This is a genomic window from Enterobacter sp. kpr-6 (genome assembly GCF_900116015.1).
Taxonomy (GTDB): domain Bacteria; phylum Pseudomonadota; class Gammaproteobacteria; order Enterobacterales; family Enterobacteriaceae; genus Enterobacter_D.
In genome coordinates this window covers 203,243-218,292 of record NZ_FOYH01000001.1, presented here as the reverse complement: position 1 = coordinate 218,292, position 15,050 = coordinate 203,243, and the positions used below count along the sequence as shown (strand labels likewise).

Below are 15,050 nucleotides of genomic sequence, written 5' to 3'. Positions count from 1 at the left end.
ATAAATAAAATATATATATGAAACAAAAATAAGGTAATTGAAAATTAAATATATAATTAACTCATCATTGATGATTAACGATGTAACACTGAAAAGATCATTCACCTCTTAATTGTTTAATTCCGCCCGCAGAGTTATTTTTGGAATTAATTTTATTATAACGCCGTTGCTCAGGATCTGAACTTGCAGCGCTATCTTTACCTAAAGCAGAAGTATTTGTAGAGGGAGTGCTACCTTTCGCTCCGGTTGATATAACAGGTATAGGTAAAACGTTACTATCTGTTCCATCAGGGATTTTAACGTTCGCTATTCTCTCTACATAACTACTGCTTCCGCTAGCGTCAGCCATGAACCCACGAGTAAAATTTCCACTGTAGTAACATGAAAATGCCTGAAGCCGGGCAGTAGCAGCATCAGACAGTTTATTTGCTCGTACAAAACATTCATTATAAATGGAAGCAGCTGCGCGCAGATTTGAACAAGGCTCAAAAACTGAATCGTAATCGAGCCCATACTTAGGCAAATTATAACGGTTGATTTGCGCTAAACCCATGGAGAAATTCCAGCCATTGCTTGCTAAATAATTAGCGGTAGCAACAGCCTCATTTTTATTTTTGGGCTGGCGCTCCAGTCGCCCGCCAACAACTCCAATAGCATAAGGGTTAAATGAGGACTCTACACTGACAATACGCTGTAAAGTATCAGTGAAGACATCTGGTCCACATTGTAATGCAATAGCAGGAAAATCGATCATAATAAAAATTATTTCACATCATTGGGATTAAGGTACTCGATCTCATTTTTATATATAGCTTGCCTTATCACATCCATCAATTCTTTGATATTGGTCGCAATAAAAGCATTATCCTGACCTACACAGTTCTCGGCCCAGTCTTTGATGGTATTATTATGAACCAATGAAATATAATAAATGTCAGATTCTGTAGTTGACGTATTTGCAGGGTATTTTTTTAAGCCCTCCTTAATAACGCCACATAGATTATCTTTGGCCATCATATCCTGCCGAAGTTTAGGAAAATCATCATCACCATCAGATATAACAAAAATAATTTTTCTCGGATTCTTACCCTTAGCAATTAAAGGTACTGAACGTAATAATCCTGAAAGACTGTTTGTACCTCCAGATGGCTTCATACCCTCGAATTCATTGATAATTTGTTTATGGGTAGATAACTCCAGGAGGTAATACATTGGTTTACTAATGGTTGTTAAAGTTTCTAACTTTGTTTTAATAGGTGATGCCCAGTTACAACTATAGTGAGTAGCAGGAAAAATACTCCTGTCGCCGTCCGGTGGCAATTTATACAAAGAATAACTATTGTGAAAACTACTTATAGTTCGCACATTGGATTCATCAAATAAATAATCACCTGACACCGTACCGGCAACGTCCACTGTTCCTGAGTTCAAAATAGAATGATAGTCTTCTTCTAGGGCGGTAAAAGCCACAAAATCACTATATTGTTCCTTCAATTTATACTGATTAAGCTGATTATGTATATCTGACTTAGGATCAGCATCACAGAGTAATTTATCTCCAGATTGTCTACAGTAATTATTGTCTATTAACCAATTTGTTCTTCTTCTATCAATACGATATCCTTGAAAATCAGAAATATACCAATAATAATCGTAAAGCGCATCATCAGTCTTTGTTACATATTTAGATATTTCAGTCGGTAAACCCTTTCCTCCTGGCTTATTATACCAGAAATTCCAGTCAAGCTTTTCAAATCGACCATGCATTTTACCAATAAAAGAACATCCATATTCTTTACTTTGAGATGATGCGTAATTTTTTTTATTAAGTATTACTGGAACTCCTGAACCAAAAGGCACTATACCAATGGTACTACCATCTTGCAGATCAAAAATTTCATCACCTATATCTCTGACAACTTTTTTAAGTAGCTTTTCACGTGTTAATCCAGATTGCGCAGAATCCTCAGCCATAGATCCCGAAAAATCCACTACAAAGACATAATCTCCAGGAGACGGATTTACCACTAATGTACGACGGACAATCCCAGACAAGCCGTTTCCCGTTATAGTGACGTTAGAACTAAAACCAGGTGAACCGTTTTTCGATAAATCAAAAATAGGATTAGCGATTACACGTGCATTAACCTGATAGTCAACTGCTGGAATTGGAGTCCCTCCAGGACCAGGAACCAGTTGGTTATTGACAGTCACAGTCACATCATTTTCACTAATTTGCTTATCTGGAAAGTAATAAGACAAATAACTCACTACCTGGTTGTTATTTTGTGCTCTAAAAGCAGCCGTATTATTTCCGTTATTAGTTATCGCAACAGCATATACACTTTGATTGAGAGCATCATTTAGCCTGGAGCGTTCTGCATTGAAACGAGAACCATCGACAGCTATAGAAAAAAAACCGATTAGCGCAGGCAACATAAATGCGAAACTTACTGCTATAGCACCACGTTTATCCTTGCAAAATTTCAGACTAAGTAAATAAAATTTTTTCACTTTTTGTCTCCAAAACTCATCTCAATTTATAGGCGTGGTATCGCAGCATTTCTAATAGTTAAGTTAGCCATATTTTGGTTTGCGCCGCCGATGAATTGTTGAAAAAAACTATTGGCCCCTGCAACGCAAAGTGTAATCTCATAGACAGGGTACCAAAAAGCTGCCCCCGTTCGTGTAGTAGTAACAGGAGGAAGTCCCCAGGAGGATAATGCACTTAGCTGCGCTATTGGTGTCGTTGGATCTGTTCTAAAATTACAACCTGCTATAGCATCAGTTGATAAAGTAATGACTGTCCCTGGAGGTTGAGGAAATTGTATTGGTTGAGGAGCAAAAGTTACGGCTCTAATAGTTAATTGATGTGGCTGAATAGTGCCATCGCTGTTTGTCAACAATACATTCGCAATGCCATTTAGTTGCGTTAAGTCAGCGTTAGTAATATTCATTCGACCATTATAAAAAGCATTCCTTTCACGTAAAATAGATATTAACGAATTACTTACTCTTTCTAATTGTCCTTTTCTAACGACTGATGAACTCATATCAATCATAAACCAACTCATAAGTACAAAAATAAAAAAGTAACCTGCAAATTCGATTGATGAAGATCCGTTTTCGTTTTTCAATTTACCCAAAAACATTTTCATTCCTTATAATTAGTGAGCGAAATTATTTTCCAGGATAAGAACTACTCTGCGAAACATTTGTTTTTGAACAAACGATGTAGGGAAAATAAAGAAAACTGGTTCATAAGGGACGTTTACTTGATAAATAGCAAGAGTTGCATTAGCAGCTACGGCGGGAGCGTTTGAGCATCGACCAATTACTAAATCATTAATAGTCGCGCAATATTTAATATCCGTTTTGATATTTATATTCTTTCCTGTTAATAGTAGCGCCCAACCATCAGACACCTCGGAAAATCTTTTTTGAAATTCTTTATTTCCTGAAGATGATTGTGATGTTGCGACTGCGCTACTCGTCTCGGAAAGAATTATATCTATTGACGACATTATATATATAACGCGGCAAAGTTCCATAATAAACAATATAGATATAATAAATGGGATAACCACTAACGCAAACTCAATGGCAACAAAACCTTCATTCCTAAATATTAAACTCTTTTTTTTTAACATGCTAAAAAATTCCAGACATAGCAACTATATATCCAATCGAGATCGCGATGCCAAAAGGTACGGTATCCGAATGGGCTTTAATAATATATTTTGAAATGATTAATGCGATAATTGATACAGGAGAACCCAGGCAACAAATAGCGAAAAAGAACACGTCAAAATTAGCTTGCGGCATACCAATTAGAAGAACAGCTAATAATTTAATGTCTCCAGCGCCTATTACCCCAACATTCGTCAATAAAAAACCCAATATCATGACAACCACAGGAATAAAAAAATTAATACGCCCTAAAAAAAAAGCCATTCCAATGGAACACACTAAAATGAGTAAAACACAGTGATTTTTTATCTCTCTTTTTAAAAAATCTGTTGTCGAGGCGTATAGCAAAAGGAAAAATATAATAAATGTGATAATTTTTACTACAATTGGCACCTGTAACTCCAGCATAGAACAATATGCTTCCGCATAATAATATATGCGGAAGCATTAGGTTTCAGAACAATATCTTTTATCTTTTGCCTTTTTTTAATTTTGCTTTTTTCATTTTTTGGTAAACAGGAACTACTATTGTTTTATAACCACCTGCACTCTTAGAGTCTGATGAATTATTAATGGATGAATTTTGTATATTAGCAGGAAGAGCCGGAGAAACTTGCAATGAAGATGTCATAGCTAGTGTAAGATCAAAATAAAACTCAATGGTTTCACAAATCTTGTCGTTACGATCATATAGAATAGGCTCAACTGCTATAACACCACATGATATATCAGAACACGTTAATTCAATTGCTTTTTTAAAGCAATATATTACTTTCTCCTCAGTCTCACTTTGATTTTGTGACTGAATTTTTTCTTTAACCTTGTTTACTAATTGATAAACATAATTAAGACGTTGCTCGGTGAGTTTTTCACGCGTATCAATAACGGGTTTCGCTGAAATAAAGCCACTCACATGGTCAGAACAGCATAACTTAACAGCACAATCAAACAGAAAAGCATTATTCATGATATAACCTTGCAAATTTAAATATGTTGATTACAGATTTCAACTACATTGTCTGAAAGCTTACGTACTCGCCAAAATATTTGCCCTATTGATTCATCTTTGCTTGTTACAGCCATCAAGCACAGCATTCTTTGAGCAGCAGGTATTCGGTTAAAAAGAATCATGCTGTCATCGCTTTCCATGAAAACAGCATTTTGCTCACCTTTACCAACTTCTTTTAACATAGCAGAACTTATACCCAATAAAGAACTTGTTAATGCGGATACCTTTCTTATATGAAGTTCATACCCAGCGGTAAATAATGAAGCAACTTCAAACCCATCCGCCGTTGATATTAATACATTTTTAATTATCTGATTATCCTGAGAAAACGACTTTAACTCAGATTTTAGCGCCACAATGAGTTCTTCTGAAATATTGCTAACATCTTTCTCAGCAGGTTTTTCTTTGATTTCTTCAATCTCTTTAACATCATCCAATTGTTCTTTCTGTTCTGGCGTCTGTATATCGAAAGGCAATTTATGAAAATTCATAATAATCCCCTTAAGTAAGTTAATGAATAATGACTTGTCTGCATTTACAGAAAATCATCCTGGTTAATCTTAAGCAAACCGCTATTTCAAATAACGCTCTAAGGTCTCGTTTAACCTCAGGCGTGTAAGAGCAATGTTTGCACCGCGAGAAATGCTTATATAGATGAAGTATTTTGCTGTACGGAAAAGTGGTTTAAGAAGATGAATTTCATCAGAATATGTAATAAGAACATCTTCTATCTCGTTATGTTTTTCCGTAAGACGGGAGTATTTCATATTCACTCTTACGACGTCACTCATAGCCTGCACTAAAGCATCGCATCTATCATGTATGTTAATGCAGCGTTCAATTTTTTTTGTTATATTGTTTATTACTGCAACTTTATTTACGCCATCAATTTTTGATATTTCATCCAATAAAGTATCTACTTCATGTTCCATACGCACTCCCAAATCCATTTTGCAGCAAAGAAACAAAATTTACTGATTTTTTACTTCTATAGCACATATATAATCATATACTGATAATTAATCACTTAATCTTTGTATGTGAAGCTGATATTAATTTGTTCCTTTAGATTTCCATTTGAGATTTTTCGCTCAATTTTTTTACTTGCGATACACTTGCCTGTCACTATCCGCAAAAGAGCATTCCCATCATTTTTATTTGTGAAATCAATCAATTTAATATCAGGATTCTTTTGCAGAATGGATAACTGCGTTTGGTACAAAGATTTTATCGGCTGTGCATTAAATAACTCCAGCTCAATTTGATTATTGTACTTTTGCGGATGGACAATATAGTTAATAGGATAAGCGGAATATAAAGTAAACCTTCCTGCTGAAGGTTCAGGAGAGAAGCTGATCTTTTTAATTTCTTTCCCATTTTTGATGTTACCGATAAAATTTTCTGCTTTTAATTGCGTGCTCATTTCGATAGCACATATGTCAGATGATTCAGTCTTAACACCGGAATTTTCTGTTAATGCATTACTTTCAGGACTGATGGCGGATGTAACGATGGGGTCTTTTGCAGTGACGATATTTTCAGTTAATTTTGTTTCATCTTTTTTTGTCGATGCTATAGATTGCATTTCTAAATTAAATTTTTCCTTAGGCGTCAAATTGGCCAATGAATAAAGCAATTCATTAACATCGCCTGAGTATAATCTTTCATCATTGATAATTTTCCTGGCACTTTCATAATCATTTAATTTTACTAAGGTATAAATCAAATTATATACGGTTTGCGGTTTATATTGTTTTCTGGAATATAAAGATAACAAATAATTTCGTGCGCTCGGATAATCTTGTTGCAAAATAGCCATCATTGCCAGATTATTCATTACAATTGATTCATTATAAAACAACCCACGCGCATGCTCGAAAGATTTAATTGCCTCGGAATACCTTCCCTGCTGCGCTAATAAACTTCCGTTTAAATTCCACAGCTCTCCATTGGTGGAATCATTTGCAAGTAAATCTTTTAAAACCATCTCACATTCTTCTTCCTGCCCAAGTTCGAGATAATTTTTAGCTTGCAACAATCGATACTTTTCATCACCATGTTTTTTAACTAATGGTTCGAGATAAATATTCGATGAACTATAATCTCCTATTTTATGATAAAGCTGCGATAGATTAAATCGCTCATCATTATTATCCTTAGCGCTCAGTTTTTTCCTGGATATTTCGATTAAGCCTTGATAATCGTTCAACTGAGTAAGAATATATTCTTTTTGCGCATCCGCGCTAGCATTTGAAAGTTCATGAGAACACCCCGTAAGCGACACAATTGTAACAAATACAGATAATAATTTTTTTACCATGTTGAGCTCATCTTAATAAGGCCCGGACACGCAACGATTGCGATCAGGGGAAATAAAATAAAGGCAATCATTGGAAACGTCATTTTTGCAGAAAGTGCAGCAACTTTTTCTTCCATAGCCAAGAGATGCATTTGCCTGATCTCTTTAGATAAATCAATCAGTACAGCATATATTGAAGAACCAAACTTAGTACTTTGTAATAAAGCAGAGCATAACATCCTGAGCTCTTCATTGTTTATTTCTGAAGAAAGTTGCTCGAGAGCAGCGTTTATACCGCTTACATCTGCACGCATCACAGTGCGTACTAACAATGATGAAAGGTCTTTATTAATCACCTCCATTTTGCGAGCAATATAACTCAATGATGCTTCAACTGTCATTCCAGATTGTATGCAAACCGCCAGGAGATCAATAGCGTAAGGAATATCATTAGTTATTCTACGAATACGATTCCCGCTCACCATGGCCTGGATTCTTGCTGGAACGATGATGATTACAGAAAGTATAGCCAACAGGGTGATTAACAACATCTGATCATCTAACTCGATCCATCCTATGTAATCAATTATAAAAATGGGGCCTGCTATAAAAGAGAACAATAATGCTTTGACTTTAACGTTTTTATCAAGCTCAGATGCAATAGAAACAACCTTGCTATTCTTTTTGAAGGTTTTTTCCAACTGAGTTTCAATCAAATTAGAACCGTTTGCTAATAAATTGCTTCTATCAGTAGCATTAATACTAAAGTTTACTAACTTTTCAACTTTTTTAATACGCTGTTTTCTATAGACTAAAAATATCACCCCCCTCAAACCCATTAAAAAAATCATAAAAAAGATAAAATATGACATATTACCCTACCTTATTCATCATTGACCAAACGATAAGCAAGCCTGTCAATATACTTCCCAGTGCATAGTAAAGAATGTATTTCCCAGCATCTGTTCCTATTAATACTTCAAAATTGTCAGGGGCAACAAATTTCAAGAAAAGGAAAAAAAAGACAGGTATTATGACCAAAACCTTTACTGACATTCTTGCTTCGGCTGTCATAGCTATTTTCTTTCTTTCTAATATCTTGCTCGCAGAAATTAACATCGTTAAACGAGACATTACTTCACTAACCTGTCCTCCGCCTTTCATATTAATCAGCACCGTAATGACAAATGAGAAATATTCACTATATGGATAACGTGAGTATGAATCCATAAATACTCGTTCTGGTTCATCACCGATATCCAGACGCATTAAAATTCTTTTAAATTCGCGCCCAAAATCGCTATCAATAACTCGGCCACACTCCTCAAATCCTTGCATAACTGGTCGGCCTACTCTCACAGCACTGTTAATGATATTTAATGCTTCTGAAAAATCCCTTTCAAAATCACGACGACTTTTCTTGACTTGCTGAATATATAAAATATAAAAACCAGCAAGTATAGTCACAGATAACATAATGATTTTATCAAAATTCAAAAATTCCATATTGACATATAAAACAACCCCGCATGCTACAATAATAATTGCCAGGTGCTTTGCAAATAGTTCGTTATTCTTACCTATTAAGTTCACACGGATTTTTTTAAGCTTTGCACTTAGCGCAATAAGGAAATTATTCAGCGCTTGTTTTTTAACCTCTTCCTCTTGACTCGCTATAACGTTAGTAGAAAATAATTTAGCTTTTATCTCTTTGGTATTTTTGACGGAAAGGTAAATTTGCACCGCACCTAAAAATAACATAGCCAGAGAAATGATTATTATCATCATGATACTTTATTTCCAAAAAGTTGTCGTAACGGATCTAAATAACCGTGTACTAACGCCTGGCGGTATACCGCAGAACGTTGTAAGAGGCCATTGTTTGTAAAAGTTCCTACAATCATCCCGTTATGGTCTCTTTCCGGGTTAGCATTAAATGCAAAAATATCTTGTAGAATAATATTCTCCCCTTCCATCCCCATTATTTCAGAAATATTTGTAACTTTTCTTGAGCCATCTGGTAAACGTGAAGCCTGAACGATGATGTTAACCGCTGTTGAAATATTTCGCCGAATAGCAATTAGAGGCAATGAAGCATTGGCCATCATTATCATACTTTCCAGACGTGCTATTGCATCTCTGGGATTGTTTGCATGTAGCGTAGACATTGACCCATCATGCCCAGTGTTCATAGCCTGAAGCATTTCGAAAGCCTCAGGGCCACGACACTCACCAATAATGATACGATCTGGCCGCATACGTAATGCGTTTATCACCAGATTGCGCATACTAATTTGCCCCTGATTTTCAGAACCTGCCAGCCTGGTTTCAAGCCTCAAAACATGAGTTTGCTGTAATCGTAATTCTGCAGCATCTTCGAGTGTCAACACTCGTTCACTTTCATCGATATACTGAGACATGGCGTTTAAAAGCGTTGTTTTACCGGACCCCGTACCACCAGATACGATAATGTTTACTCGACAGCGGCTGGCAATAACCAGAAAATTTGCCATTGTCTCATTCATACTGCCAAACTTTATTAAATCACCTAAATTTATATTGCCTTTACCGAATTTACGGATTGACATGGATGTGCCATCAATCGATATGGGTGAAATAACAACATTCAATCGACTACCATCTGGCATACGAGCATCCACTAACGGTTGCGCGTCATCAATGCGTCTGCCAACTTTACCCACCAGTCGTCTGGCAATATCGGTTAATTGCTCATTATTTATAAACTGCCGTTCAGAAAGCTCTAATTTACCTTTACGCTCAACAAAAATTCGGTTGGGGCCATTAACGAGAATATCACTGATTGAATCATCTTCCATTAATTCTCGTAATGGCCCGTATCCTGTAATTTCATCAACAACAAGCTCACATAACTCTTGTCGTTCTGGCGCTGATAGATAATTCTCTGTGCGATTGTTATTAATTACAGTGCGTATAACAGAATTAACTTCATTAATTAACTCACCTCTATTTTCCTTTATATTTTCAATCTGTTCTAGATCAATGCTCTTAAGAACTTCCTGCCTAAAATAAACGATCGAAGCCGACTTATTCATATATCATCCATGATCAGTAATTAATAAAACTAAAATTTATTTTTTCTTATTAAACCTCAAAATATTTAATATTTTACTGTTTTTGTCATGGCTTTTTTCATTACCAGGTTTTTTTCCCAGCATTTTTGCGACAAAAAGATCTAACTCCGATGTTGTTTTTTTCTTTGCAAGATCTTTTATGTATGAACAATAAATATCTATTTTCTTCCCTAAATAATTTTCAATATCTTCGTTTGATAAATCGTTCGGGCGTGAAAGGTGATTTTCATTTAAAATAATTATATTCTTCGAGAATGTTTTATTCCCATCATGAGTAGGTGCTGTACGTTCTAACTCATCAATAATTAATCGAGCGTTACGTACCGCCGATAACTCTCGTGTTACAACAATAAATATAAAGTCAGACTCTGGAACTATATATGCGAGCTTATCTCGAGCCTGCGTTGAAACATTATGTTCAAAAATTACCACATTGTAATTTTTAAAATCTGGGGCATCAAATTGCCATTGTTCTTCTTCTGTAGCAATTTTCATAGCCTGGTAAGGGCTTACATGAGTAATTACGCCATCACGTTGTAACGCCACATCTGATATAAGGTCCAGATCCGGCGTTCCGGTATGTCCTTGGACTAATAAAGTAGGCAAATGGCTAAGTTCGCCTATTGCCTTATAAAGCTGAAAAGCCATAAGAGTACTACCACATCCACCCTTACAGCCGAGAACACTGATTTTTTGCGTATAACTGATTTCTGAACCTATTTCACCCGCTTTTTTTATTGCCGTACCCAATAGCATCATTTGAGAATCAAGGTGCAAATATAATGCACCCATACGCTTCATTTCGTCATAAAAACTGATCGAGTCTACATCCCCAACAAATATTTTTTTACTGGTCACAGGGAAAAGATATTTTATTTTTTGTTGAATACCAGCAATGTCACGATAATCTTCTATATCAACAATTATATACTCACTGGAAAGCATATCTTTATTGTCGACAATATTATCAAAAAACTCGGCAATAACATTAACGTCATGCCCACCATTCATTCGAATTTGAATGGATATGGCGGAGATAATATGCGGACGTGAAGATATAATGGTAGCAGAACCTACTGAAGAAATTGTCGTTTTATTTTCTACACTTCTTTTATTGATTTTTGTTAAGTCCAACATAATTTGCTACCCTTGTTTATCGAACAAAGCCACCACGTGAAATAAACTCACGACCCTCATCCCTGGTTAGTCTGTCTTTATGTTCGTCAGCTACACCAACATTAAAGAATAACTTGTTTACTGAGGTTTTATGGAACCGAGGAGTAGGTATCTGATAATTTTCAGTTGCAGAAATAGGCTTAACTAATTTCACTGTTGCAAATACAACCAATTCGCTTTTTTCTCTTTCAGTTTGCGAGTTGCGAGCAAATGCGCCCAAAATAGGAATATCACCGGCAAATGGCACCTTCGATAAGGACTCTTTATCTGACTCAGTCAGCAGGCCACTGATAACAAAGCTATCACCATCTGCAAGTTCAATTGTTGATTGCGTTCTCCGGGTATTTATTGTCGGAATAGCATAAGAATTATATGTATAACTACCGGTAATATTACTCAATTCATTCGAGATAAATAATCGGATCTTATCCGAGCGGTTTACTTTTGCGCCAATGTTAAGACGTATACCATATTCTTTATATGTAATAGTCGTTTCATTATCATCACCGCCATCCGTAACAATTGGAATTTCACCTCCTACAAGGAAATTTGCTGACTCTCCCGAAAGAACGGTTAAATTGGGTTGCGCCATCACTCGAGCAATGCTGTCGTCTTTAACTGCATTAATCACTGTACTAATATTTTGCGCATCAAAACCACCTTTAAAACCGATGAGGCTGAATACTCCGGTCGGATTGGCTGAGCTACCACTATTAATGATGCTATTTAACGTTAAACTGCTCCATTCAATCCCTAAGGCATCTGTAAATTGCTTAGTTACTTCTACAACCGTCAATTTAACATTAACTTGTTGAGGTGACGAGATTATTGTCATGCGATCAATTACATTATCCCAAATTTTTTTGGTAAGCATATCAATATCAGTTTCATCTGATTCTGAACCACCACTTTTTAATTTGGTTTCACGTACTCTATTTTCCCCACCTACTAAACTCCCTACCGTTTGATAAATTTGGTCACGTAACTCTTCTGTAGCAACATCACCTTTAATAATGTACGCAAGTTTATCACCATTCATAAAGCGTTCAATCTGGATATGCGTACCAGGATATTGTTTATTGACCTTTTCGGCCAATGCACTTCCTATTCCATCAACCGCAATGCTGATCTTTTTGAGAACTTTTCCTTTTTCACCATAAATTGTTAAATCAGCAACGCCAATTTCTTTTGCATAAACGACAATTTTTGTATTGTTTATGACTTTATAATCTGCAACTGTCGGATTTGAAATAAAAACAGTATCTATTTTTTGTGTTGTGGAAATATTTTTCGCTTGCCCTTCTTTAAGCACTAAATCTTCACCATAAGCGAGCGGGGTTAATCCTGGTAATGCAAATAGTAATATTGTTAATACTTTCACTATCCTTAACATACATCTGTCCTTTTGTTAAAGTACGTATTTTTAGAAATTATTTTGCAAAAATGCGTTATTTTATTTAGCAAATTACTCTTTTTCCTCCGTCTCTTTTTTGGTTTCAACGGAACCGCGGTACTCAGTGACACTATCACCCGCACCACCGCTTCTTACATCTATAGATAAAATATCACGATTATCAATTGGCCACTGGCCCTCGTTACCAACGAGTACAGAATGTGCGAAATCAAGTTGAGTCATATTTTCTGTTGTTGGGAAAATATATAATTTTGCGTCATCCAGTCCTTTTAAGGTTCTGACTTCTGCAGGTGTTAACTCGACTAAAACATAACCTTCGTTAGTCAACGGATTATCACCAACCTTTAAATTGTTACTTTTAATAAATAGTATTTTTTTATTCTTCATTAGAAGTTTAAAATGACGATCGTTGATTTCATCTGTAGTGTTAACTGTAGGTGTTGTGCTGACATCCCCATTTTCATTTGTTATCTTCATTAAATTATAAGAAAGGTAAATATCTAACCCTTCGCCAGCATGAGCATTTGTAAAAAGATAACTATCCGTCTGTTTTATTGAAAAACCATAAACTATATTTCCTGGCCGCACTGACATTGCAACGTATTGCTCGCTGCCAGGTTCAATTAATGACTCTTTTGGTATATATGAACCAGCCGTAATATCGTTCCCGGTCATCCAACTATCAATATTTTTTGATATAGCATATAAATCCTTTTCATTACTACCTTCAGGGATATTTAATGTTTTAAGTACGAAATCTTCCGCATTTAATAATTTCCCTTTCTTTAAATCTTTTTGGGCAACAGCTACAGTAATATTTTCTTTGATGACTTCAGGTTCTTTTACCTGCTGCTCAACTACTGGTGGTGCCTGGACCACCACTGCTGGTTTTTTATTGATTGCAAAATAGATTAATATACCAATTAAACCAACAACTAACATGGCGATATTAATTATTAACGCGTACTTCTTATTCATGGATATCCTCAGAAATATATAATGCATCTAATATAGATGATTTTCATGGACGTATAAAATACTTATGCCATTCAGAAGCCAAGTTAAATTATAAGGAGTATATTTAGATAAAAAATAAATGTTTTATATATATTGAGTGAGATATATTGATGAGCTGTATATAATTATAAGTAACCATAGCTACCGCACAAACTGATTAAAAACAGTTTGATATTAATCAGCCATTGTCATGACCATTATTAACACAAGAACCACCGATGTTTTATTTAAAGTTTCTTATTAATTGGAAATATCACCTTTGATAAGTCATAGCATAATGCGGGCAGAGTTTCCCCTTCCCGCATGATTTTTTCAGTATTCGAACTATCTACTTATGGCTTCGGCGCTGACATTGAGGATTGAACTTGTGCAGAGACCGTGGAGAAGATGCCCTTAATCATATTTTCGACAGTACCGTTACGACCAAAGATAACTGCCACTACAGCTGCCACACCAGCTAATACGATTGCATATTCAACAGCAGTAACACCACGCTCGTCTTTCAAGAAGTCACGTGCGCGCTCAACCCCATTTAAACTCTTGACATATGCTTTGATTAACAAATCATTCATTTCTTTTCAATTCCCTTTTAATATTAAATACCCTGTTCGTTGGCACTTCTTTAAGCCACCAGCAAACGTCAACTAGTATGAACTCGCATTTTGAAAAACCTAAGCGATTGCGGGGTTTTTAGGAAAAAATTTAGATTCATAATATGAATTTAAATAGATTTATTGTCGTTAATATATAGCCCGAGATTATTGCCATTTTCTTAAAAAAGAAAAAAGAACTATAAAAACATGCACTTAATTTGATGGATGTATTAAAACATATGGATATTGCATACAGATTTTATCCATGTGCATTATTATTAGGTAATGTAATTTATAAACACATATAAATCTTATCGTTCCAGAAAAACGATTTAATTTAAATATGCTGGTAGTTTAAGCACTGGTTAAAACCATAGTAAAAGGCCGATATACATGACATCGGCCTTTAAAATGAGAATAGTATGGAGAAATGTAGGTATTTCTGAGGGAAATTTAGCGATTACTTCTCTTGTGCCTGTTTAAACAACGTATCCCACATGCCCAGTACCAGTGCCTGATCGCGCGGTGAGAGTTCCCCGGCCTGGATAGCTTTCTCAAGGCTTGAACTGACATTCGCATAAACCGCCTCCGGTGAATGGTCACTGCCATGTTCCAGTTCCGCCACAGCGAGCGTCAGGTGGCCACGCAGATAACCGCTGGCAAACAGCTCGTCGTCTCCGGCCGTGTCCACCATGTCATCTATTAACGCCAGAATGCGTGCTTCAAACTCCGCGATCAT

General features: G+C 35.8%; 17 protein-coding genes. All 17 read right to left on the bottom strand.

Annotated elements, in window-relative coordinates; all coding sequences use genetic code 11:
• Positions 1 to 97: 97 nt before the first annotated feature.
• The 17 genes from BM373_RS01035 to BM373_RS00960 all read right to left on the bottom strand — a co-directional run bounded on the left by BM373_RS01035 (position 98) and on the right by BM373_RS00960 (position 15,050).
• Positions 98 to 754, bottom strand: a complete 657-nt coding sequence (locus BM373_RS01035) for a lytic transglycosylase domain-containing protein (protein ID WP_090458432.1) — start codon at positions 752 to 754, stop codon at positions 98 to 100.
• 8 nt (positions 755 to 762) lie between these two features.
• Complete coding sequence (locus tag BM373_RS01030) at positions 763 to 2,514, bottom strand: pilus assembly protein (protein WP_143102607.1); 1,752 nt, start codon at positions 2,512 to 2,514, stop codon at positions 763 to 765.
• Between the two features lie 26 nt (positions 2,515 to 2,540).
• Entirely contained in the window at positions 2,541 to 3,152 is a 612-nt protein-coding gene (gene tadF / locus BM373_RS01025) for a tight adherence pilus pseudopilin TadF (protein ID WP_177220098.1), read from the bottom strand.
• A gap of 15 nt (positions 3,153 to 3,167) precedes the next feature.
• Positions 3,168 to 3,650, bottom strand: a complete 483-nt coding sequence (locus BM373_RS01020; protein WP_090458424.1) for a TadE/TadG family type IV pilus assembly protein — start codon at positions 3,648 to 3,650, stop codon at positions 3,168 to 3,170.
• Between the two features lies 1 nt (position 3,651).
• A complete protein-coding gene (locus tag BM373_RS01015; RefSeq protein ID WP_177220097.1) occupies positions 3,652 to 4,083 on the bottom strand; it encodes an A24 family peptidase in 432 nt (143 codons plus the stop codon).
• Between the two features lie 76 nt (positions 4,084 to 4,159).
• Complete coding sequence (locus BM373_RS21345; protein ID WP_143102606.1) at positions 4,160 to 4,657, bottom strand: hypothetical protein; 498 nt, start codon at positions 4,655 to 4,657, stop codon at positions 4,160 to 4,162.
• A gap of 17 nt (positions 4,658 to 4,674) precedes the next feature.
• The gene (locus BM373_RS01010; RefSeq protein ID WP_090458419.1) at positions 4,675 to 5,190 is read right to left on the bottom strand and encodes a roadblock/LC7 domain-containing protein; all 516 of its coding nucleotides are present in this window, start codon (positions 5,188 to 5,190) and stop codon (positions 4,675 to 4,677) included.
• A gap of 81 nt (positions 5,191 to 5,271) precedes the next feature.
• Entirely contained in the window at positions 5,272 to 5,637 is a 366-nt protein-coding gene (locus tag BM373_RS01005; RefSeq protein WP_143102605.1) for a hypothetical protein, read from the bottom strand.
• An 89-nt stretch (positions 5,638 to 5,726) separates the two neighbouring features.
• The gene (locus BM373_RS01000; RefSeq protein WP_090458413.1) at positions 5,727 to 7,019 is read right to left on the bottom strand and encodes a tetratricopeptide repeat protein; all 1,293 of its coding nucleotides are present in this window, start codon (positions 7,017 to 7,019) and stop codon (positions 5,727 to 5,729) included.
• Positions 7,013 to 7,870 (bottom strand): type II secretion system F family protein, encoded by an 858-nt coding sequence (locus BM373_RS00995; RefSeq protein ID WP_090458411.1) that lies wholly within the window; start codon positions 7,868 to 7,870, stop codon positions 7,013 to 7,015. Before BM373_RS00995 ends, BM373_RS01000 begins: the two co-directional genes overlap by 7 nt.
• A 1-nt stretch (position 7,871) precedes the next feature.
• Positions 7,872 to 8,786 (bottom strand): type II secretion system F family protein, encoded by a 915-nt coding sequence (locus BM373_RS00990; protein ID WP_090458409.1) that lies wholly within the window; start codon positions 8,784 to 8,786, stop codon positions 7,872 to 7,874.
• Positions 8,783 to 10,072: a TadA family conjugal transfer-associated ATPase gene (locus BM373_RS00985; protein ID WP_090458406.1), complete on the bottom strand. Its 1,290-nt coding sequence runs from the start codon at positions 10,070 to 10,072 to the stop codon at positions 8,783 to 8,785. Before BM373_RS00985 ends, BM373_RS00990 begins: the two co-directional genes overlap by 4 nt.
• Positions 10,073 to 10,108: 36 nt before the next feature.
• Complete coding sequence (locus tag BM373_RS00980) at positions 10,109 to 11,248, bottom strand: CpaE/TadZ family protein (RefSeq protein WP_090458404.1); 1,140 nt, start codon at positions 11,246 to 11,248, stop codon at positions 10,109 to 10,111.
• A 16-nt stretch (positions 11,249 to 11,264) separates the two neighbouring features.
• The gene (locus tag BM373_RS00975; RefSeq protein WP_090458402.1) at positions 11,265 to 12,680 is read right to left on the bottom strand and encodes a type II and III secretion system protein family protein; all 1,416 of its coding nucleotides are present in this window, start codon (positions 12,678 to 12,680) and stop codon (positions 11,265 to 11,267) included.
• 72 nt (positions 12,681 to 12,752) lie between these two features.
• The gene (locus tag BM373_RS00970; protein ID WP_090458399.1) at positions 12,753 to 13,679 is read right to left on the bottom strand and encodes an RcpC/CpaB family pilus assembly protein; all 927 of its coding nucleotides are present in this window, start codon (positions 13,677 to 13,679) and stop codon (positions 12,753 to 12,755) included.
• A gap of 371 nt (positions 13,680 to 14,050) precedes the next feature.
• Complete coding sequence (locus tag BM373_RS00965) at positions 14,051 to 14,290, bottom strand: Flp family type IVb pilin (protein WP_090458396.1); 240 nt, start codon at positions 14,288 to 14,290, stop codon at positions 14,051 to 14,053.
• Positions 14,291 to 14,771: 481 nt separating this feature from the next.
• A complete protein-coding gene (locus tag BM373_RS00960; protein WP_090458393.1) occupies positions 14,772 to 15,050 on the bottom strand; it encodes a YfcL family protein in 279 nt (92 codons plus the stop codon).

What these genes read in the sequence shown, in the direction of transcription:
- BM373_RS01035 (WP_090458432.1), bottom strand. Translation starts at nt 754, where the DNA reads ATGATCGATTTTCCTGCTATTGCATTACAATGTGGACCAGATGTCTTC.
- tadF (WP_177220098.1), bottom strand. Translation starts at nt 3,152, where the DNA reads ATGTTTTTGGGTAAATTGAAAAACGAAAACGGATCTTCATCAATCGAA.
- BM373_RS01020 (WP_090458424.1), bottom strand. Translation starts at nt 3,650, where the DNA reads ATGTTAAAAAAAAAGAGTTTAATATTTAGGAATGAAGGTTTTGTTGCC.
- BM373_RS21345 (WP_143102606.1), bottom strand. Translation starts at nt 4,657, where the DNA reads ATGAATAATGCTTTTCTGTTTGATTGTGCTGTTAAGTTATGCTGTTCT.
- BM373_RS01010 (WP_090458419.1), bottom strand. Translation starts at nt 5,190, where the DNA reads ATGAATTTTCATAAATTGCCTTTCGATATACAGACGCCAGAACAGAAA.
- BM373_RS01000 (WP_090458413.1), bottom strand. Translation starts at nt 7,019, where the DNA reads ATGGTAAAAAAATTATTATCTGTATTTGTTACAATTGTGTCGCTTACG.
- BM373_RS00995 (WP_090458411.1), bottom strand. Translation starts at nt 7,870, where the DNA reads ATGTCATATTTTATCTTTTTTATGATTTTTTTAATGGGTTTGAGGGGG.
- BM373_RS00990 (WP_090458409.1), bottom strand. Translation starts at nt 8,786, where the DNA reads ATGATGATAATAATCATTTCTCTGGCTATGTTATTTTTAGGTGCGGTG.
- BM373_RS00985 (WP_090458406.1), bottom strand. Translation starts at nt 10,072, where the DNA reads ATGAATAAGTCGGCTTCGATCGTTTATTTTAGGCAGGAAGTTCTTAAG.
- BM373_RS00980 (WP_090458404.1), bottom strand. Translation starts at nt 11,248, where the DNA reads ATGTTGGACTTAACAAAAATCAATAAAAGAAGTGTAGAAAATAAAACG.
- BM373_RS00975 (WP_090458402.1), bottom strand. Translation starts at nt 12,680, where the DNA reads ATGTTAAGGATAGTGAAAGTATTAACAATATTACTATTTGCATTACCA.
- BM373_RS00970 (WP_090458399.1), bottom strand. Translation starts at nt 13,679, where the DNA reads ATGAATAAGAAGTACGCGTTAATAATTAATATCGCCATGTTAGTTGTT.
- BM373_RS00965 (WP_090458396.1), bottom strand. Translation starts at nt 14,290, where the DNA reads ATGAATGATTTGTTAATCAAAGCATATGTCAAGAGTTTAAATGGGGTT.
- BM373_RS00960 (WP_090458393.1), bottom strand. Translation starts at nt 15,050, where the DNA reads ATGATCGCGGAGTTTGAAGCACGCATTCTGGCGTTAATAGATGACATG.